General features: G+C 73.7%; 15 protein-coding genes, 1 pseudogene and 1 riboswitch. Of the genes and pseudogenes, 9 read left to right on the forward strand and 7 right to left on the reverse strand.

All coding sequences use genetic code 11. From position 1 onward, the window contains the following. Window positions 1-26: 26 nt before the first annotated feature. Entirely contained in the window at window positions 27-1,466 is a 1,440-nt protein-coding gene (purB, locus tag ACIOJE_RS24560) for an adenylosuccinate lyase (RefSeq protein ID WP_400778836.1), read from the forward strand. A gap of 31 nt (window positions 1,467-1,497) precedes the next feature. Here purB and ACIOJE_RS24565 read toward each other — a convergent pair whose 3' ends face one another. Continuing rightward, a complete protein-coding gene (locus ACIOJE_RS24565; protein WP_280684747.1) occupies window positions 1,498-3,030 on the reverse strand; it encodes an MFS transporter in 1,533 nt (510 codons plus the stop codon). A gap of 312 nt (window positions 3,031-3,342) precedes the next feature. Further along, a riboswitch (cyclic di-AMP (ydaO/yuaA leader) is annotated at window positions 3,343-3,524 on the forward strand. 2 nt (window positions 3,525-3,526) lie between these two features. On the opposite strand from ACIOJE_RS24565, the gene ACIOJE_RS24570 reads away from it, so the two are divergent. Next, complete coding sequence (locus ACIOJE_RS24570) at window positions 3,527-4,492, forward strand: LysM peptidoglycan-binding domain-containing M23 family metallopeptidase (protein WP_280684746.1); 966 nt, start codon at window positions 3,527-3,529, stop codon at window positions 4,490-4,492. 396 nt (window positions 4,493-4,888) lie between these two features. Further along, on the forward strand, window positions 4,889-6,430 hold the full coding sequence (locus ACIOJE_RS24575) for an APC family permease (protein ID WP_400778839.1): 1,542 nt from the start codon (window positions 4,889-4,891) through the stop codon (window positions 6,428-6,430). A gap of 28 nt (window positions 6,431-6,458) precedes the next feature. Here the strand turns inward: ACIOJE_RS24575 and ACIOJE_RS24580 are convergent, their stop codons facing one another. Continuing rightward, a complete protein-coding gene (locus ACIOJE_RS24580) occupies window positions 6,459-7,178 on the reverse strand; it encodes a DUF2470 domain-containing protein (RefSeq protein ID WP_400778841.1) in 720 nt (239 codons plus the stop codon). Between the two features lie 189 nt (window positions 7,179-7,367). On the opposite strand from ACIOJE_RS24580, the gene ACIOJE_RS24585 reads away from it, so the two are divergent. Then, window positions 7,368-8,585 carry an MFS transporter gene (locus ACIOJE_RS24585; protein ID WP_280684743.1) on the forward strand — a complete coding sequence of 406 codons (1,218 nt, stop codon included), beginning with the start codon at window positions 7,368-7,370 and terminating at the stop codon, window positions 8,583-8,585. A gap of 147 nt (window positions 8,586-8,732) precedes the next feature. On the opposite strand, the gene ACIOJE_RS24590 is transcribed toward ACIOJE_RS24585, so the two are convergent. Genes ACIOJE_RS24590 through ACIOJE_RS24600 form a run of 3 tightly spaced genes read right to left on the reverse strand, consistent with a single transcriptional unit; the run spans window position 8,733 to window position 10,997 of the window. Continuing rightward, window positions 8,733-9,140: a RidA family protein gene (locus ACIOJE_RS24590; RefSeq protein WP_280684742.1), complete on the reverse strand. Its 408-nt coding sequence runs from the start codon at window positions 9,138-9,140 to the stop codon at window positions 8,733-8,735. A gap of 26 nt (window positions 9,141-9,166) precedes the next feature. Next, a complete protein-coding gene (locus tag ACIOJE_RS24595) occupies window positions 9,167-9,916 on the reverse strand; it encodes an IclR family transcriptional regulator (RefSeq protein WP_400778844.1) in 750 nt (249 codons plus the stop codon). Between the two features lie 37 nt (window positions 9,917-9,953). Further along, window positions 9,954-10,997 (reverse strand): sugar kinase, encoded by a 1,044-nt coding sequence (locus ACIOJE_RS24600; RefSeq protein ID WP_400778846.1) that lies wholly within the window; start codon window positions 10,995-10,997, stop codon window positions 9,954-9,956. Between the two features lie 185 nt (window positions 10,998-11,182). Here ACIOJE_RS24600 and ACIOJE_RS24605 point away from each other — a divergent pair, with 185 nt between their 5' ends. The 5 genes from ACIOJE_RS24605 to ACIOJE_RS24625 all read left to right on the forward strand — a co-directional run bounded on the left by ACIOJE_RS24605 (window position 11,183) and on the right by ACIOJE_RS24625 (window position 17,839). Then, the gene (locus ACIOJE_RS24605; protein WP_280684739.1) at window positions 11,183-12,514 is read left to right on the forward strand and encodes an alanine racemase; all 1,332 of its coding nucleotides are present in this window, start codon (window positions 11,183-11,185) and stop codon (window positions 12,512-12,514) included. Next, complete coding sequence (locus ACIOJE_RS24610; protein WP_400778849.1) at window positions 12,514-14,178, forward strand: amidohydrolase family protein; 1,665 nt, start codon at window positions 12,514-12,516, stop codon at window positions 14,176-14,178. Before ACIOJE_RS24605 ends, ACIOJE_RS24610 begins: the two co-directional genes overlap by 1 nt. Beyond that, window positions 14,175-14,831 carry a bifunctional 4-hydroxy-2-oxoglutarate aldolase/2-dehydro-3-deoxy-phosphogluconate aldolase gene (locus ACIOJE_RS24615; protein ID WP_400778851.1) on the forward strand — a complete coding sequence of 219 codons (657 nt, stop codon included), beginning with the start codon at window positions 14,175-14,177 and terminating at the stop codon, window positions 14,829-14,831. The genes ACIOJE_RS24610 and ACIOJE_RS24615 overlap by 4 nt, the downstream gene beginning before the upstream one ends. Before the next feature lie 164 nt (window positions 14,832-14,995). Continuing rightward, on the forward strand, window positions 14,996-16,576 hold the full coding sequence (locus ACIOJE_RS24620) for an alpha-amylase family glycosyl hydrolase (protein ID WP_400778853.1): 1,581 nt from the start codon (window positions 14,996-14,998) through the stop codon (window positions 16,574-16,576). Window positions 16,577-16,786: 210 nt separating this feature from the next. Further along, window positions 16,787-17,839 (forward strand): hypothetical protein, encoded by a 1,053-nt coding sequence (locus ACIOJE_RS24625; protein WP_400778855.1) that lies wholly within the window; start codon window positions 16,787-16,789, stop codon window positions 17,837-17,839. 193 nt (window positions 17,840-18,032) lie between these two features. On the opposite strand, the pseudogene ACIOJE_RS24630 reads toward ACIOJE_RS24625, so the two are convergent. Next, window positions 18,033-18,440 (reverse strand): annotated as a pseudogene (locus ACIOJE_RS24630) (acyl-CoA dehydrogenase family protein); the annotation flags it as partial. Next, window positions 18,437-19,627: a CaiB/BaiF CoA transferase family protein gene (locus ACIOJE_RS24635; RefSeq protein WP_400779048.1), complete on the reverse strand. Its 1,191-nt coding sequence runs from the start codon at window positions 19,625-19,627 to the stop codon at window positions 18,437-18,439. The gene ACIOJE_RS24635 and the pseudogene ACIOJE_RS24630, both read right to left, overlap by 4 nt. Window positions 19,628-19,642 lie beyond the last annotated feature (15 nt).

Genomic DNA, 19,642 nt, shown 5'->3' on the forward strand with positions numbered 1-19,642 from the left:
GTTCCGGCTGACCTCGGCTGTTAGGCTTGCGAAGCGTGAGCGCGAAGTCCCAGATCCCCAATGTCCTGGCCTCCCGGTACGCCTCGGCGACCCTGGCCCAGCTGTGGTCCCCCGAGCACAAGGTGGTCCTTGAGCGCCACCTGTGGCTCGCCGTCCTGAAGGCCCAGCAGGACCTCGGTGTCGAGGTGCCGGCGAACGCCGTCGCCGACTACGAGCGGGTGATCGACCAGGTCGACCTCGGCTCGATCGCCGCCCGTGAGCGAGTCACCCGCCACGACGTGAAGGCCCGGATCGAGGAGTTCAGCGAACTCGCCGGCCACGAGCAGATCCACAAGGGCATGACCTCCCGGGATCTGACCGAGAACGTCGAGCAGCTGCAGATCCGTCAGTCGCTGGAGCACGTGCGCGACCGTACGGTGGCCGTGCTGGTCCGGCTGGCCAGCCTGGCCGCCCAGCACTCCGAGCTGGTCATGGCCGGCCGCTCGCACAACGTGGCCGCGCAGGCCACCACCCTGGGCAAGCGCTTCGCGTCGATCGCCGACGAGCTGCTGGTCGCCTTCCGCCGCCTGGAGGAGCTGATCGCCCGCTACCCGCTGCGCGGGATCAAGGGCCCGGTCGGCACCGCCCAGGACATGCTGGACCTGCTCGGCGGCGACACCGACAAGCTCGCCGAGCTGGAGCGCCGGGTCGCCGGGCACCTCGGCTTCGAGAACGTGCTGACCAGCGTCGGCCAGGTCTACCCGCGCTCGCTGGACTTCGAGGTGCTCACCGCCCTCGTCCAGCTGGCCGCCGCGCCGTCCAGCCTGGCCAAGACCATCCGCCTGATGGCCGGCCACGAGCTGGTCACGGAGGGCTTCAAGGAGGGCCAGGTCGGCTCCTCGGCGATGCCGCACAAGATGAACACCCGCTCCTGCGAGCGCGTCAACGGCCTGGCCGTCATCCTGCGCGGTTACGCCTCGATGACCGGCGAGCTGGCCGGCGACCAGTGGAACGAGGGCGACGTCTCCTGCTCGGTGGTGCGCCGGGTCGCGCTGCCGGACGCCTTCTTCGCCTTCGACGGCCTGCTGGAGACCTTCCTGACCGTCCTCGACGAGTTCGGGGCCTTCCCCGCCGTGGTCGAGGCCGAGCTGGACCGTTACCTGCCGTTCCTCGCCACCACCAAGGTGCTGATGGGCGCGGTGCGCGCGGGCGTCGGCCGGGAGACCGGGCACGAGGTCATCAAGGAGCACGCCGTCGCCTCCGCCCTGGCGATGCGTGCGGGCGCCCGGGAGAACGAGCTGCTGGACCGGCTGGCCGCCGACGAGCGGATCCCGCTGGACCGGGCCGCGCTGGACGCGCTGCTGGCCGACCGGCTGTCCTTCACCGGCGCGGCCGGTGCCCAGGTCGCCGAGGTGGTCCGCCAGGTGGAGGCCGTCGCGGCCGCCTACCCGGAGGCCGCCAAGTACGCGCCGGGCGACATTCTCTGACGGTCTTTCAGCCAGCACTCCAGCCGGTGCCTCAGCCGGCCGAGGGCCCTGCCGCCGATCCGGTGGTGGGGCCCTCTTCCGTGCGCACATGGCCCGGGTCGAGCGGCGGGGTGGTGCCGCAGGACCACTCGCAGTCCGGCTCGGCTACGGGGTGGTCCGCCGGCGCGAGGACGTTGCCGCGGACGGTGGCGAAGGCGGTCAGCCCGCCGGTGACCAGCAGCCCGGCGCAGATCAGCATCGCGGTGTGGAAGGCGGAGTCCACCGCGGACGGCACCCGGTAGGCGTCGCCGCTCAGCCCGGCGAACGCGGGCAGGGCGGCGACCGCGAGCAGCCCGGCCGCGCGGGCGGCGGCGTTGTTGACGCCGCTGGCGATGCCCGCGTGCCGGACCTCGACGGCGGCCAGCACGGTGGCGGTCAGCGGCGCGACCAGCAGCACCATCCCGCAGCCCATCACCGCGACGGCGGGCAGCACGTCCGCCCAGTAGGAGGAGTGGGGGCCGGTGCGCAGCATCAGCAGCACCCCGGCGGCGCACAGCAGCGGGCCGACGGTGAGCGGGATCCGGGGGCCGATCCGCTTGCCGAGCCGCCCGGCGCGCGCCGACAGCGTCAGCATCAGCACGGTGATCGGGATCAGCGCGAGGCCGGAGACCAGCGGGGAGAAGCCCGCGACGATCTGCAGCTGCACCACCAGCAGGAAGAACACCCCGCTGAACGCCGCGTAGACGCACAGGGTGACCAGGTTCACGGCGGTGAACAGCCGGGAGGAGAAGAGGCCGAGCGGCAGCATCGGCTCGGCGGTGCGGCGCTCGACCGTGAGGAAGGCCGCGCCGAACAGCAGGCCGAGGGCGCCGCTGATCCAGACGGCGGGGGACAGGCCCTCCCCGGCAGCGGTGAGCGCGTAGGTGATCGCCCCGAGGGAGAGCGCGGCGAGCAGCGCGCCGGGGACGTCGAAGCGGCCGACGGCGCTCTCGTCCCGGCTCTCGGGGACGAAGCGGGAGGTGACCGCGACCACGGCGGCCGCGAGCGGCAGGTTCAGCAGGAAGATCCACCGCCAGCCCGGGCCGTCCACCAGCCAGCCGCCGACGAAGGGGCCGACCGCGGCCGCCACCCCGCCGAGGCCCGACCACAGACCCACCGCCGCCGAGCGGTCGTCCGGGTGGAAGACGGCCTGCAGCATGGCGAGCGAACCGGGGGTGAGCAGCGCCCCGCCGATGCCCTGGACGGCGCGGGCGGCGATCAGAACCTGGATGTCCGGGGCGGCGGCGCAGGCCGCGGAGGCGGCGGCGAACCAGACCACGCCGATCAGGAACACCCGGCGCCGGCCGTACCGGTCCCCGAGCGCGCCGCCGAGCAGGATCAGCCCGGCCAGGGTGAGCAGGTACGCGTTCAGCGTCCACTGCAGGGAGGCGAGCGTGGCGCCGAGATCGGCGCCGATCCGGGGCAGCGCGACGTTCACCACGGTGCTGTCGAGCAGCGCCATGCTGGAGCCGAGCACCGTCGCCAGAAGTACCCAGCGGCCCTGCGCGGTGCCCAGACGCAGGTTGCCGGCCTCAGAGGTGGTCACGGCCTGATCCTGCGCCCAGTGGGGTGTACGTGACAAGGGTCACCGGGGGGTGTGTTGATGGTGGGCGGTGCGTGAGCGGCCGGGTGCGCTGTGCTGGCGGGATGGGCGCAGCGTCGTGGATCAGTGGCGCCGGGTGAATGGATTGTGCACGTACAGTGCGGCGGATCATGCGGAGGGTCACCGTGGTCCGCGCAGTGGTTGCCGGTTCAAGTGATCGACATTGCTTCACTCGAATGGATGGGTTTTAGTTCAGCGACCGCCCGGCCAGCCCGGACGGATCCTCCGGGCGGAACGCCGAGTCCTGCCGCTGTCCGGTGGTTCGAACTGAACTCTGTACGGCAGGAGCGGGGGACCCACAGGTAAGTCGCCGGACCGGAACGGCACGCTCTCGCGTGACCGGATCCAGGGCCGGCTAGGGGTGAAGCCGCGCATGCGGCCGGGCAACTCCAGCCCGAACCCGACAGCTCACCTCGCAGGCGTCGGAGAGGAAAATCCCATGCCTGCTCAGGCTCGTCGTATCGCCCTGCCCCGCGCCGCCCGCATCGGCATCGCCACCGCCGTCACCGGTGCCTCCTTCGCCCTCCCGCTCGTCACCGCGATGAGCGCCCAGGCCTACACCGTCCCGGCCGCCCCGGTCGCGCAGAGCACCACCTCGACCAGTGCCGCTCCCGCCACCCAGGCCCCCGCGCAGGCGAGCTACCGCGTCGTCAGCGGCGACACCCTGTCGAAGATCGCCGACGCCAAGCACGTCGACGGTGGCTGGGAGGCGCTGTACGCGCACAACCGCACGGTCGTCGGTGGCAACCCGAACCTGATCTTCCCGGGCCAGCAGCTCGCGATCGCCGGCCAGGCCGCCGCTGCCGCGCCGTCCTCGGACGCCGCTGCGACCGCCCCGGCCAAGCCGGCCGCTCCGGCCGCCTCGGACACCGCCGCCAAGCCGAAGGCCCAGCTGGAGGTCCGGACCGAGGCCGCGAAGCCGTCCGCCCAGCTCCAGACCCAGGTGCAGACCGCCGCGCCGGTCGCCGCGGTCACCGCCACCCCGGTCGCCGCCACGTCCGGCTTCGTCGCGCCGTTGGCCAACCCGAAGCTGGGCACCGCCTACGGCGTGGCCGGCTCGATGTGGGCCTCCGGCCACCACACCGGCCAGGACTTCGTCGCCTCCACCGGCACCCCGCTGCGCGCCGTCGCCAACGGTGTCGTGGTGAAGGCCGGCAACGGCGGCGCCTACGGCAACGAGGTCGAGATCAAGCTCTCCGACGGCCACTACGCCGAGTACGCGCACCTCTCCTCGATCGGTGTGAAGATCGGTCAGACCGTCACCGTGGGCCAGCAGATCGGCCTCTCCGGCGCGACCGGCAACGTGACCGGCCCGCACCTGCACTTCGAGATCCGCAACGGCTCGGAGTACGGCTCGGACATCAACCCGGTCACCTACCTGCGGGCCCACGGCGTCGCGCTCTGACCCGTACCGCTTGAGAAGCCACCGCTGCTACGGGCGGAACGACCTCCCGGGATGGTCATGTCGGGTGACCGCTCGACCGGGTGATCGCCGCGGCAGCGGACATGGGCGCGGGACACGCCCAGGCCGGCCCGGCACACGAGACCTCTCTCGTGTGCCGGGCCGGCCAGCGCCTTTTCCGGCCGACGCCCTTTCCGATCAACGCCTTTTTCGGCCGACGCCCTTTCCGGGCAGGCTCGTTCGAGCGCGGGTGAGTGGAACCGAACAGGGCGTCAACCTGCCCGCGACCGGTCCGACGATCTGTTCTTGCGAGGCCTCTCGCCGCGCCCCGATGCTGTCGGGCAGTCGGCGCCCGGCGGTTCGGCGGGCGGTGGAGCCATGGCGCGCGGAGGAGGACGGATGGCCGTCCGGAGCGGGGAAACGGTCGACGGGCAGACCGGGGGAGGCGGGGTCGACCGGCTGAAGGCGGACTCGGTCGGCCTGGTGGGCGTGGTGTTCATGGCGATCGCCACCGCCGCCCCGATCACCGCGATGACCGGCAACCTGCCGATCGTCGTCGGGCAGGGCAACGGCGTCGGCGCGCCCGCCGCGTACGTCCTGGCGACCGTGGTGCTCACGGTGTTCTCGGTCGGGTACGTGGCGATGGCCCGGCACATCACCGCGGCCGGGGCGTTCTACGGGTACATCTCGCACGGGCTCGGCCGGGTCGCCGGGATGGCCTCGGGGCTGCTCGCGGTGCTCGCGTACATCGTGTTCGAGGCCTCGGTCATCGGCTTCTTCGCCTACTCGCTGCGCGGACTGGTCCGTTCGCAGCTCGGGGTGGACCTGGGGTGGGGCTGGTACGCGCTGTTCGGGCTGGTGGTGATCGGGGTGATGGCCTGGTTCGACCTGCATCTGACGGCGGGGCTGCTCGGGGTCGCGCTGGTGCTGGAGATCGGGGTGCTGGGCGCGGTCGCGCTGGCCGTGCTGGTGGGCGGCGGCGGGCCGGACGGCATCGTCGGCGAGGCGGTGAACCCGCTGAACGCGCTGACGGGGGTGGGGGGTTCGGGCGCTGCGGCGGCGGGCCTCGGCCTGTTCTTCGCGTTCTGCTCCTGGGTGGGCTTCGAGTCGACCGCGATGTACGGCGAGGAGTCCCGGGACCCGAAGCGGGTGGTGCCGCGGGCGACCCTGGTCTCGGTGGTCGGGGTCGGGCTGTTCTACGTGTTCGTGTCCTGGATGATCGTGTCCGGCAACGGGGTTCGGCACGCGATCGACGTGGCGAGCGGCGCGGTGCCGGGCAAGGACGGGAACAGCCTGTTCCTCGACCCGCTGGGCGCGTACCTCGGGGCCTGGGCGGTGAAGGTGTTCCAATGGCTGGTCGTCACCGGTTCGTTCGCCTGCGCGATGGCCTTCCACCAGTGTGCGGCCCGCTACCTGTACGCGATCGGGCGGGAGGGGTTCCTGCTCCCGGCGCTCGGCCGCACCCACCCGAGGTACGGCTCGCCGCACGTCGCCTCGGTGGTGCAGTCGGGGATCGCGGGCGCGCTGGTGGCGGCGTTCCTGGTGGCGGGGATGGATCCGTACGCGCACCTGTACACGCTGCTCGCGCTGCTCGGCACGATGGCGATCCTGATCGTGCAGACGCTCTGCTCCTTCGCCGTGGTGGGGTACTTCCACGTGCAGGGCAGGCACCCGGAGACCAAGCACTGGTTCCGCACGCTGGTGGCACCGCTGCTGGGCGGGGTGGCGATGGCCGGGGTGGTGGCGCTGCTCGTGCTCAACAAGGACACCGCGGCCGGGGCGGCCGCCGGGACGCTGCTGTTCCGGCTGATCCCGTACCTGGTGATCGGGGCCTTCGTGGGCGGGATCGTGCTGGCGCTCACCATGCGTCGGCGCAGCCCCGAGCGGTACGCGCGGATGGGGCGGGTGATCCTGGAGGAGGCCGCCGTCGAGCGGAATTGACGGTACGTCAGAATGTCGGTCTGCTGGTTCAGATCCGGTGGGCGGGCAGGCCGTGCTGGGTGGCGGTCAGCAGCTGGTGCATCCGGTGGCCGAAGTCCTCGGTGTCGGCGGCCGGTTCGGGGAAGACCAGGCGGACGTCGCGGTGGCCGTGCGGGTGGTCCAGGCGCAGCACCAGGCCGTGGCGGTCCAGGGCGAGCGGGCGGACGTCCGGGTGCTGGGCGAGCAGGTCCGGGTCGAGCAGGCGGGTGAGGACGGCGAGGGCGTCGGCGTGGTCGTCGGCGAGGTGGGTGAGCATGGCGGCCTCGTAGCGGGCCAGCGGGTCGGGCGTGGCGAGGGCGAGGTCGTCGGCGGTGAGCGCGCCGGTGCCGTACGGGGTGGCGAGGACGGCGTGGGCGACGTCCACGCGCAGGTGGACGCTCAGGCCGTCGTCGGCGAGGTGGGCCAGGTGCAGCCGGCCGGCCAGTGTGAGGCGGGCGCGGACCCGGTCGCGGACGGCGACGGGGGCGATGTCGGTGACGTCCAGGACGACCGCGAGCCCCTCGGTGGCGCCGGCGGCGGCGGTGGTGAGCGGGGTGCCCAGTGGGGCGCGCAGGCGCAGTCGGGAGTCGTGGACGGAGACCGGGCTCTCCAGGTCGTGGTGCTCGCCGCAGGCGCGGACGGTGAGCGAGGAGGTCGCGCTGAGCAGGCTGTGGACCCGTTCGGCGGTGGTGGGCTCGGGCACCTCGGCGTCGCGGGCGGACGGGCTCATGATGGACCTCCATTAGGTTAGGTGAGCCTAACCTAATGTCTGCCGAGGGGTGTGGCAAGTGGCGTGTCGGGGCCGTCGTCGGGTTGCTGTCGCTGGAGATAGGCAGCGCTTGCAAGCATCTGTGAACCTCCGTATTGTCGACGCTGGTAGTTGCACGCGCAAAGATATCTCTACGGAAAGCGGTCCCTCATGCCCCTCGCGCTCCTGGCACTGGCGATCAGCGCCTTCGGCATCGGCACCACCGAGTTCGTGATCATGGGCCTGCTGCCCGAGGTCGCCGGCGACTTCTCGGTCTCCATCCCCACCGCCGGCCTGCTCATCTCGGGCTACGCGCTCGGCGTCGTGATCGGCGGACCGCTGCTCACCATCCTCGGCACCCGGGCACCCCGCAAGGGCATGCTGCTGACGTTGATGGGCCTGTTCGTGGTGGGCAACCTGATCGCGGCCGTAGCGCCCGCCTTCGGGCTGCTGATGGTCGGGCGGATCGTCAGCGCCTTCGCGCACGGCGCGTTCTTCGGCATCGGCTCGGTGGTCGCCGCCGACCTGGTCGCCCCGCACAAGCGGGCCGGTGCGATCGCCCTGATGTTCACCGGCCTCACCGCCGCCAACGTGCTCGGCGTCCCGATGGGCACGCTGCTCGGCCAGCACTTCGGCTGGCGCTCCACCTTCTACGTCGTCGCCGGGCTCGGCCTGGTCGGCCTCGCCGGGATCGCGGCGCTGGTGCCCGTCCAGCCACGGGCCGAGGCCGCCCGGCTCGGCGCCGAGCTGGCCGCCTTCCGGACCCTGCGGCTCTGGTCGGCGCTCGCCATGACCGTGCTCGGCTGGGGCGGCATCTTCGCGATGTTCACCTACATCACGCCGATGATGACCGAACTGGCCGGCTTCGCCCCGAGCAGCGTCACCTGGCTGCTCTTCCTGTTCGGCGTCGGACTGTTCGTCGGCAACCTGCTGGGCGGCTGGTTCGCCGACCGCGCGCTGATGCGCAGCCTCACCGTGATCCTCGCGGTGCTCGCGGCGCTGCTGTTCGCCTTCACCTTCGCCGCGCACAGCAAGGTGGCCGCGATCGTCACCATCCCGCTGATCGGGCTGTTCGGCTTCGCGACCGTCGCGCCGCTGCAGAAGCGGGTCATGGACCAGGCGGCCGGCGCGCCGACGCTGGCCTCGGCCGCCAACATCGCCGCGTTCAACCTGGGCAACGCGCTGGCCGCCTGGCTCGGCGGGCTGGTCATCTCGGCCGGCCTCGGCTACGCCGCGCCGAACTGGGTGGGCGGGCTGCTGACCGTCGTCGCCCTCGGCGTGACGGTGTTCTCCGCGGCGCTGGACCGGCGCGGCGGCGCGGCGGGCGAGGGGCGGATCGTGGCGCACTCGGGCGCGGCGGTCGAGCAGGGCGTGCCCGTGGGGCGGTGAGCGCGGGGCACGGCGAAGGGCCCGGACGTCGGGGGTGCGTCCGGGCCCTTGCGTCGGTCATGCGGTTCAGGCGCCTTGCCGGCCGTGGGACTCGTGCGACCGTTCGTCGGTCGCGGGGCGAGTGCGACTGCCCGTCGGTCGCGGGGCTCAGGCGACGACGGCCTGGGCGTCGATCTCGACCAGCATCGGCTCCTGCGGCAGCTCGACGAAGATCGTGGTGCGGCAGGGCTTCACACCGCCGGGCTTGACGTTCTCCTCGATGAACTCGGCGTACACCTCGTTCATCAGCGGGAAGTCGGCCCGCTTGGTGAGGTAGACGCGGAACATCACCACGTCCTCGATGGTGGCGCCGCCGGCCTCGACGATCGCCTTGACGTTCTCCAGCGTGCGCCGGGTCTGCGCCTTCACGTCGCCGTGGTGGAGGTACTCGCCGGTCGCCGGGTCCTGCGGGCCCTGGCCGGAGACCTGCAGGATCGGGCCCTTGCGGACGCCCTGGGAGAACATCCAGGCGGGGGCGGGAGCGCCGTCGGTGCGGATCTCGGTCTTGTCGCTCATGAGCTTCCTTACGTTCTGACGGTGGATCAGTTCTGTTCCGGGCAACCGCAGTCGGCGGAGATGCTGCGGGTGGTGGCGAGCAGCTGCGGGAGGAGGTCCAGCACCTGCTCGTAGGGGAGGACGACGTCCGGGACGGAGATGGACGCGGCGGCGACCACCCGGCCGCTGCTGTCCCGGATCGGCGCGGCCACGCAGTTGATGAACGCCTCGTGCTCGGCGTGGTCCTGCGCCCAGCCCTGGGCGGCGACCTTCTCCAACTCGGCGAGCAGCGCCTCGGGCGAACTGAGGGTGCGCGGGGTGTGCGGGGTGAAGTCGATCCCGGCCACCACCCGGCGGCGTTCGGGCAGCGGCAGGTCGGCGAGCAGCACCTTGGAGACGGCGGCGCTGTGCAGGGCGGCGCGCAGGCCGATCCGGGAGTACATCCTGACCGGGTGCCGGGAGTCGAACTTGTCGATGTAGACGACCTCGCCGCCCTCGTACGCGGCCAGGTGCACGGTCTGGCCGGTGGCGGCGTTCAGCTCGGCCAGGTGCGGGGCGGCGATCCGTCGCACGCCGCGCTGCTCCAGGGCGAGGCCGGACAGGGCGAACAGGCCGGCGCCCAGGTGGTAGCGGTAGGCGGCGTCGCGGTAGACGAACCGTTCCTCCTCCAGGCTCTGGAGCAGTCGGAGCACGGTCGTCTTGTGGACGCCGAGCACCTCGGCCAGCTGGTCGAGGGAGCGCTCTCCTCCGCCGAGCTCGGCGAGGATGCGCAGGGCGCGGGTGACGGTCTGGCTCATCGTGCTCCGCCGGGGTCGTTCGGGCTCGGGTTCGTGCTCATTGTGCCCGGGCCCGCAGGGCGTCGTGGGACCGCTCCGCGGGGACGGCCGGGCCGGTGATGCCCGTCGCCGAGACCCGGGTGGCGGCCCAGTCGGCGGGCGAGGCGTCGAGCAGCGCGGCCACCACGGCGGCGGACGGCAGCTCGGCCTGGTCGCCGTGGGCGGTCAGCGCGCAGGCGGCGCTCAGGTGGCCGAGCCGCAGCCGGCGGCGCTGGTCCAGGCCGTGGACGGTGCCGGCCAGGTACCCGGCGGCGAAGGCGTCGCCCGCGCCGGTGGCCTCGACCACGTCGACGGCCAGGGCGGGCTCGGCCACCGCCGTACCGTCCCGCTCCAGGGCGGTGACCAGCCGGGCGGCGTCCTTGACCACCACGGTGGCGGGGCTGGGGAAGCGGCGGCGCAGCGCGGCCGGGTCCCCGGTGCCGAAGGCGGCCTCGGCCTCGTCGGCGCCGAGCAGCAGCAGGTCGGCGGCGTCCAGCAGTGGCGGCAGGACGGCCGGGTCGCGGTCGTGCCAGAGTGCGGGGCGCCAGTTGAGGTCGAAGCTGACGATCCGCCCCGGGCGGCGCTCGGCGAGCAGGGCGCGCAGCAGGGCCAGGCAGTCGTCGGAGAGCGCGGCGGTGATGCCGGACAGGTGCAGGAGGCGGGCGTCGGCCAGCAGTCGGGCGGCGGCCGGGTCGGCCAGCAGGGCGGGGGAGAGCGCGGCGGCCGCGGAGCCGCGCCGGTGGTAGTGCAGCCGGCTCCGGCCGGGGCCGAGGTCGTGGCGGTGGCCGGTGGCGCCGCCGACCTCCTTGAGGTAGACGCCGGTGGGGCGGTGCGGGTCGACGGCGACCGCCGAGACGTCCACACCGCGGGCGGCGACCTCGTCGAGCAGCCGGCGGCCGAAGCCGTCGTCGCCGACCCGGCTGATCCAGGCGGTCGGCACGCCGAGTGCGGCCAGCGCGACGGCCACGTTGGACTCCGCACCGCCGACCGACAGCCGGAAGTTCTCCACCGCCTCCAGCGGGCCCGGCCGGTCCGGCAGCAGCACCGCCATGGACTCGCCCACGCACACGGCCGTCGGGGAAGGACCGGGTCGGGTCGGGCCCGGGGTGTCCTGTCGCGGCATCTGCTGGGCTCCTCGTCTGCGGCGGCCGTTCCGTTGACCGTGATCCGGCGCCGATGCTAGAACCGTGATGCCAACATGTGCAACCCTCATTGCACATGTTGCAATATGGCAGATGGAGGAAGACGGTGGAGCAGACCTTCGCAAGCATCGGCACCGGGCCGGGCATCGACGGCGGCGCGGTGGCGGGCCTCGCCGACGAGACGCTCGACTGGCGGTTCAAGGCCGTCCCGCCGGACGCCTCCTCGGTGGGGCGCCCGGACGGCGCCACGCAGGGGCGCTCGGTCCGGGACTGGCTGGCCACCGGGCCCACCCTCGCCGGGCTGAGCACCCCGCTGCTCACCCTGGACGGCGCCGCGCTCGACCACAACATCCGCACCATGGCCGACTGGTGCGCCAAGGCCGGGGTCGCGCTCGTGCCGCACGGCAAGACCACCATGGCGCCCGCCCTGTGGCAGGCGCAGCTCGTCGCCGGCAGCCACGGCATCACCCTCGCCAACCTGCCGCAGGTGCGGGTCGCCCGGGCCTTCGGGGTCGAGCGGATCCTGCTCGCCAACACCCTGCTCGACCCGGCCGGACTGGCCTGGCTCGCCGCCGAGCTGGCCGCCGACCCGGCCTTCGCCTTCGTCTCCTGGGTGGACTCCACCGAGAGCGTCCGGCTGATGGACGAGGCGCTGCGCGCCGCCGGGGCCGAGCGACCGGTCGAGGTCCTGATCGAACTCGGCGGCCCCGGCGGGCGGACCGGTGCCCGCGGGGTGGACGCGGCCGTCGAGGTCGCCGCCGCCGTCCTGCGCGCCCCCACCCTGCGCCTCGCGGGCGTCGGCGGGTACGAGGGCGCACTCGCCCACGACGCGTCCGTCGGCGGGCTGGACACCGTCCGCGGCTACCTGAGGACGCTCGCCGAACTGCACGGCCGGCTCGCCCGCGCCTACCCGGGCGACGCCCAGCCGGTGGTGACGGCCGGCGGCAGCGCCTACTTCGACCTGGTCGTCGAGGAACTGACAGGACTGCCGGAGGCGTTCGTGGTCCTGCGCTCGGGCGCGTACATCGCCCACGACGACGGCTTCTACCGGGGCATCTCCCCGCTGGTCCGGGGCGCCGGCGACGCGCCGTTCCGCAGTGCGCTGCACGGCTGGGCGCGGGTGGTGTCCCGGCCCGAGCCGCAGCTGGCGCTGCTGGACGCCGGCAAGCGCGACCTGCCCTTCGACGAGGGCCTGCCCGAGCCGCAACGCGTGCGCGGTGGCGCGGAGTTGACCGGGACGGCGGCCCGGATCACCGCGCTCAACGACCAGCACGCCTTCCTGCGCGACGCGGGCGACCTCGCCCCGGTCGGCGCGGTGGTGCGGGTCGGCGTCTCGCACCCGTGCACGGCCTTCGACAAGTGGACGGCGATCCCGGTGCTGGACTCCGCCGACGCGGCCGAGCCGAAGGTCACCGGGCTGGTCAGGACGTTCTTCTGATGGCGGGCGGCAGGGCGGGGCGAGTGGGCGTCGGGGGCGCTGGAGGCCTTGAGGGTGCCGGGGACGCCGTGGTCTTCCGGGGCGCCACGGTGGTCGACGGCACCGGCGCGGACCGCTACCGGGCGGACGTGCGGATCGCCGACGGCCTGATCACCGAGATCGGCCGGGGCCTCGGCGCACCCCGGGTGGTGGACGCGGACGGTCTGGTCCTCACCCCCGGCTTCATCGACATGCACGCCCACTCCGACCTCGCCCTGCTGCTCGAACCCGAGCACCCGGCCAAGGTCACCCAGGGCGTCACCTGCGAGGTCCTCGGCCAGGACGGCCTGTCCTACGCCCCGGTCGACGACACCACGCTGCTCGCGCTGCGCCGCCAACTGGCCGGCTGGAACGGGGATCCGGAGGGCTTCGACTGGGACTGGCGCGGCGTCGCCGGCTACCTGGACCGGATCGACCGCACCGGCGTCGCCGTCAACGCCTGCTACCTCGTCCCGCACGGCTCGCTGCGGATGCTCGCCATGGGCTGGGCGAACCGGCCGCCCGCCCCGGCCGAACTCGATCGGATGCGCCAGCAGTTGGCGCAGGGCCTGCTGGACGGCGCGGTCGGCATGTCCAGCGGCCTCAGCTACACCCCCGGGATGTACGCGGACACCGCCGAGCTGGTCGAGCTGTGCACCGTGGTCGCGGCCTACGGCGGCTTCCACGCACCGCACCAACGCTCCTACGGCGCCGGCGCGTTGGAGGGATACGCGGAGATGGTGGAGATCGCCCGGCGGACCGGCTGCGCGCTGCACCTGACCCACGCCACGATGAACTTCGGCGTCAACCGGGGCCGCGCCGGCGAACTGCTGGAGCTGGTCGACGAGGCGCTCGCCGACGGCGTCGACCTCACCCTGGACAGCTACCCCTACCTGCCCGGCTCCACCACCCTGGCCGCCCTGCTGCCGAGTTGGGCCACCGAGGGCGGCCCGGCGGCGACGCTCACCCGGCTCGCCGACCCGGCGGCCCGCGAGCGGATCCGCTACGACGTGGAGGAGCAGGGCAGCGACGGCTGCCACGGCGTGGTCACCGACTGGGCGACGATCCAGATCTCGGGCGTCCGCGCGGCGGAGCTGGCGGCGACGGTCGGCCGGACCGTCGCCGAACTCGCCGCCGAGCGGGGGCGAAGCGGGACGGAGGTCTTCCTCGACCTGCTGCGCCGCGACGAACTGGCCACCACGATCCTCCAGCACGTCGGGCACGAGGAGAACGTCCGGGCGATCATGCGCCACCCGGCGCACACCGTCGGCAGCGACGGACTGCTGGTCGGAGCCCGGCCGCACCCGCGTGCCTGGGGCACCTTCCCCCGCTATCTCGGCCACTACAGCCGGGATTTGGGCGTGCTGACGCTGGAGGAGACGGTCGCCCGAATGACCGGCAGGCCCGCCGCCCGGCTCGGACTGCACCGGCGCGGCCGGATCGCCCCCGGCCACCACGCCGACCTGGTGCTCCTCGACCCCGGACAGGTCCGGGACGCCGCCACCTTCGAGCACCCCCGGCTGCCCGCCGAGGGCATCGAGCACGTGTACGTCAACGGCACCGCCGTCGTCCGGCAGGGCCGCACCACGGGCGCCCGGCCCGGGCGCGCCCTGCGCCGCACCGACCGAGGAACCCGAGCCCTGTGAATCCCGCCGCCGTGCATCCGCCCGCCGAGAACCCGCTTTCCGCCCTGACCGATGACCCGGTGATCGCCGTGGTCCGCGCGCCCCGGATCCCGGACGCGGCCGCGCTGTGCGCCGCGCTCGCCGAGGGTGGCATCAACTGGACCGAATTCACCTACACCACACCAGATGTGACGCACCATCTGCTACGCGCCGCCGAGGCGGGCTGGCGGGTCGGCGTCGGTACCGTGCTGACCGCCGAGCAGGCCGGGCGCGGGATCGCCGCCGGGGCCTCCTTCCTGGTCACCCCCGGTTGCCGGCCCGAGGTCGCGGAGGCCGCCCGGGCCGCCGACGTGCCGGTGGTGCTCGGGGCGCTCACCCCGACCGAGGTGGCCCGGGCGGTGGACCTCGGCGCCGCCGCCGTGAAGATCTTCCCGGCCCGGGCGTTCGGCCCCGGCTACTTCAGGGATCTGCGCGGCCCGTACCCGGACGTCCCGCTGGTGGCGTCCGGCGGCGTGAACGCGGGCAACGCCGCGGAGTTCCTGGCGCACGGCGCGCTCGCGGTCTGCGCGGGGACGGACGTGGTGCCGCCGGACGCGGTCGCGGCGGGGGACTGGGCGGAGATCACCCGGCGGGCCCGGGCGTTCACCGAGGCGTGCGCCGCCGCCCGGGTCTGAGGCGGTCGCTGCGGTCGGGATCGGGGTCGCGACAGCTGGTAGCGGCAGTGGGCAGTGGGCAGTGGGCAGTGGGCAGTGGGCAGTGGGCGGTGGGCTGTCGGGATGGCCGGGGATGGGCGAGAATCGTGCTCCCCGGCCCCGGATCCGGCAGGAGGACCCACCCCATGACCTCGACCCGCCCCGGCCCCGACTGGCTGGCCGACGCCGTCCTGTACCAGATCTACCCGCAGACCTTCGCGGACTCCGACGGCGACGGCATCGGCGACTTCGCGGGCATCGCCGAGCACCTCGACCACCTCGCCTGGCTCGGCGTCGACACCGTCTGGCTCAACCCCTGTTTCGCCTCGCCGTTCCGCGACGCGGGCTACGACGTCACCGACTACCTCGCCCCCGCCCCGCGCTACGGCACCACCGAGGACCTGGTCGCGCTGGTCGAGGCCGCCCGCCGCAAGGGCATCCGGATCCTGCTCGACCTGGTCGCCGGCCACACCTCCGACCGCCACCCCTGGTTCCTGGCCGCCGCCGAGGATCCGGCCGACCACCGGTACATCTGGTCCGAGCGCCCGGTGGAGGGCTTCGTCGCCTCGCCCGGCAGCCGCCCCGGCTGCTACCGGCCGAACTTCTTCGACTGCCAGCCGGCGCTCAACTTCGGCTACGCACGTGGCAGTTCCGAGGAGCCCTGGCGCCAGCCGGTGGACGCCGAGGGCCCGCGCGCCAACCGGGCGGCGCTGCGCGAGATCATGGCGCACTGGCTCGGCCTCGGGCTGGCCGGCTTCCGGGTGGACATGGCGTCCTCGCTGGTCAAGGACGACCCGGGCCTGGTGGAGACCGCCAAGCTGTGGACCGGCCTGCGGGACTGGCTGGACCGCGCCCACCCGCAGGCCGCCCTGTTCGCCGAGTGGGGCGATCCGGCGGCCGCCGTCGCGGCGGGCTTCCACGCGGACTTCTTCCTGCAGTTCGGCGGCGCCGACCACGGCCTGCCGCTGCGCTCGCTCTGGAACAACGGCGGCGGCACCGTCGAGGAGTTCTGGCACCAGGGCCCGTGCTACTTCGAGGCCGAGGGGCGCGGTACCCCGCAGGTGTTCCTGGACGCCTGGCGCTCCGCCGCCGAACTGACCGAGGGCAGCGGCCACATCGCCCTCCCGACCGCCAACCACGACTTCTCCCGGCTGGCCACCGGCCCGCGCACCGCCGAACAGCTGGCCGCCGCCTTCGCGTTCCAGCTCACCTGGCCCACCCTGCCGGCCGTCTACTACGGCGACGAGATCGGCATGCGCTACCTGCCCGGGCTGCCCGACGTCGAGGGCAGCGTGCTCGGCCCGCGGTACAACCGGGCCGGCTCGCGGACCCCGATGCAGTGGGAGCCCGGACCGACGGCGGGTTTCTCCAGTGCGCCGCCCGAGCGCCTCTACCTGCCCGTGGACCCGGACCCGCGGCGGCCGGACGTGCTCTCCCAGCGGGCCGACCCGACCTCGCTGCTGCACACCGTCCGGCGGCTGATCGTGCTGCGCCGCGCGCACCCGGGACTGGGCGCGACCGGCGGGGTCGAGGTCCGCAACGCCGGGTACCCGCTGGTGTACACCCGGGCCGGGCGGTACCTGGTGGCGGTCAACCCGCGCCGGGAGCCGGGGTCGGTGCGGCTGGAGTGGGGCGGTGTGCGCCCGCTGGAGGTGCAGGGCGTGCGGGTGGCGGACGGGGAACTGCGGGCGGAGGGCTTCGGGTACGGGGTGTTCGAGCTGTCCTGAGGCCCGGGCTGCGGGTGCCGGGCTCGGGCTGCCTGCTCCGGTCCGCTCCGGGGGTTCGGACTGCTCGCTCTGGGCCCCGGCCACGGGGACCGGCTTTCGATCGGCGTCGGATGGTTGTAAGCTGCATCCATAGATGGTTGCATTTACCACCCACAATGGTTGTATATGACACCCGATCTACTGATGCCACCGGAGGACCGTACGAACGCCATGAGCACACCCCAGACTTCCGCCGCAGCGCCCATCCTGGGGCACTCGCTCAAGCACCTCGCCATCCACCTGATCACCCCGCTGCTGATGTGCCTCGGCATGGCGCTCGCCTACCAGGGTGCCTTCCACCAGCCCGAGCCGCACCACCTGAAGGTCGCCGTCGTCGGCACGACCCCGCAGGCGCACGGCCTGGCGGAGGCGATCCGGGCCAAGGCCGGGGACGCGCTCGACGTCCGCACCCTGCCCGACCGGACGGCCGCCGAGCGGCAGCTGCGCGACCGCGACCTGGTCGGGGCCTTCGTCCCGGACGCCAGGAGCCCTGAACTGCTCGTCGCCAAGGGGAACTCGGACACCTCGGTGGTGGCCGCCACGGCGGTGTTCACCGACGTCACCGACCGGCAGGGCGTCCCGCTGCACGTCACCGACCTCACCACGCCGGCCGAGGGTGACCCGACCGGTCAGGGCCTGTTCTTCCTGCTGGTCGCGCTGAGCATCGGCTCCTACGCGAGCGTCGCCGCGATCGGCGCGGCCGGCGCCGGGCTGAGCCTGCGGATCCGGGCGCTGGTGGGTGTGGCGGTGTCGCTGGTGGTGAGTGTGATCGGGGCTGTCACCGCCGGGCCGGTCTTCCACGTGGTCGACCACGACCTGGCCGCGGTGTGGGCGCTCGGCTGGCTCTACTCGGCGGGCGTGGTCCTGATCGGCATCGGCCTGCACACCTTCCTGAAGAAGTGGACCACGCTGGCCCTGATGGTGCTGTTCGTGATGCTGAACTTCACCAGCTCCGGCGGCGTCTTCCGGCCCGAGCTGCAGAATGGCTTCTTCGGCGCCCTGCACGGCTTCTGGACCGGCGCCGGCTTCCTGGAAGGCGCGCGCAGCATCCTGTACTTCGGCGGCGGCGCGGGCCTCGGCGGGCACGTCCTGACGCTGGTGGTCTGGTTGCTGCTGGGCGGCGCCGCGCTGGTGGCCGCCGCGCTGTACGAGGGGCGCGGGCGCCGGCCGGTGGAGGCCCCGGCGGAGGCCGAGGAGGAGCTGGAGGAGGCGGTCGCGGTCTGACCGCACCGCACGGGCAGCTTCACCCGGGCCGAGGGCATCGGCGCCGGGTGGGGATCGGCGGCCCGCGCCCGGCTCTGGACAAGCCGGGCGCGGGCCCGTTCGCGTCTACCGGTACGCCGCCTGCCCGGTGAGCGCCTGGCCGATCACCAGGGTGTGGATCTCGCTGGTGCCCTCGTAGGTCAGCACCGACTCAGCCGATCGCGGTGCCGGCGGCGAGCCGGGGCAGCCACTCCTGCTTCTGATCCTCCGAGCCCCACCGGTGGATCGAGTACATCGCGAGCGAGCCCTGGACGGAGACGAAGCTGCGGAAGCCGGAGTCGGCGGCCTCCAGTTCGAGGCAGGCCAGGCCGTAGGAGACGGCGTTGGTGCCGGCGCAGCCGTAGCCGTCCAGATGCATGCCGATCAGGCCCAACGCGCCCAGTTCGGGGGCGAGTTCGCGGGCGAAGTGGGCGTTCTCGAACCACTCGGCCAGGTGCGGGCGGACCCGGTCGGCCAGGAACGTGGCCACGGTGGCCTGGATGTCGCGCTCCTCGTCGGTCAGTACGGCGGCGAGGTCGATCAGGTCGAGCGGGTCGGCGAGGGGAGTGGTGCGGGTGCTCATGGGTGGTCCTCGGGGTGCCGGTCGGGGCGTGTGGGCTGCCCGCCGGGGCGGTCGGGCCGTGCGGCCGGGGTCCCGGGCCGTGCGGCGGGGCCGCCGGGGCGCCGGCCGGGGTCCTCGGTGTCGAGCCAGGCGGTCAGTTCGGCGGTGTGCTCGCCGAGCCGGGGCGGGGGCAGGTGGTAGCGGGGCGGAGTGCGGGAGAGGCCGATGGGGTTGGCGACCAGGGCGAGCGGGCGGCCGTCGGGGCCGGGCAGGGTGGCCCGGGGAGCGAGGCCGAGGGAGTCGGCGAGGGCGAAGGCGCCGGCCAGGTCGTTGACCGGGCCGCAGGGCACGCCGAGCGGGGTGAGCACGGCGAACCACTCGGCGGCGGTGCGGCGTTCGAGCCGGGCGGTGAGTTCGGTGCGGAGCGCGTCGACGTGCTCGACCCGGTCGCTGTTGGTGGCGAACCGGGGGTCGGTGGCGAGGGCGGGGGCGTCCAGGCCCCGGCAGAGGGCGGCGAACTGCCGGTCGTTGCCGACCGCGACGACCAGCGGGCGGTCGGCGGCGGTGAACACCTCGTACGGGGCGATGGAGGGGTGGCGGTTGCCGAGGATGCCGGGCACCGTGCCGGCCAGGATGTACCCGGCGGACTGGTTGACCAGGCCGGACAGCAGGGTGGAGAGCAGGTTCAGCTCCACCAGCTGGCCCTGCCCGGTGGCCTCCCGTTCGCGCAGCGCGGCCAGGACGCCGACCGCCGCGTGCAGCCCGGTCAGCACGTCCACCAGTGCGACGCCCGTCTTCACCGGCTCGCCCGGGGCCGGGCCGGTCACCGACATCAGGCCGCCGACCGCCTGCACCAGCAGGTCGTAGCCGGGCAGCGCGGCGCCCGGTCCGGCGCCGAAACCGGTGATCGAGCAGTAGACGAGCCCGGGGTTGAGCACCCGGGCCCGTTCGTGTCCGAGGCCGTGGCGGTCCATCGTGCCGGGGCGGAAGTTCTCCACCAGGACGTCGGCGCGGCGCACCAGTTCGACGGCGCGGGCGTGGTCGGCCGGGTCGCGCAGGTCGAGGGTGAGGGAGCGCTTGTTGCGGTTCACCGAGAGGAAGTAGGTGGCCTCGCCCTGGGCGTGCGGCGGGCCCCAGGAGCGGGTGTCGTCCCCGGTGCCCGGCTGCTCGACCTTGATCACGTCGGCGCCGAGGTCGGCGAGCAGCATGGTCAGGTACGGCGC

This window comes from Kitasatospora sp. NPDC087861, from assembly GCF_044742585.1.
GTDB lineage: Bacteria > Actinomycetota > Actinomycetes > Streptomycetales > Streptomycetaceae > Kitasatospora.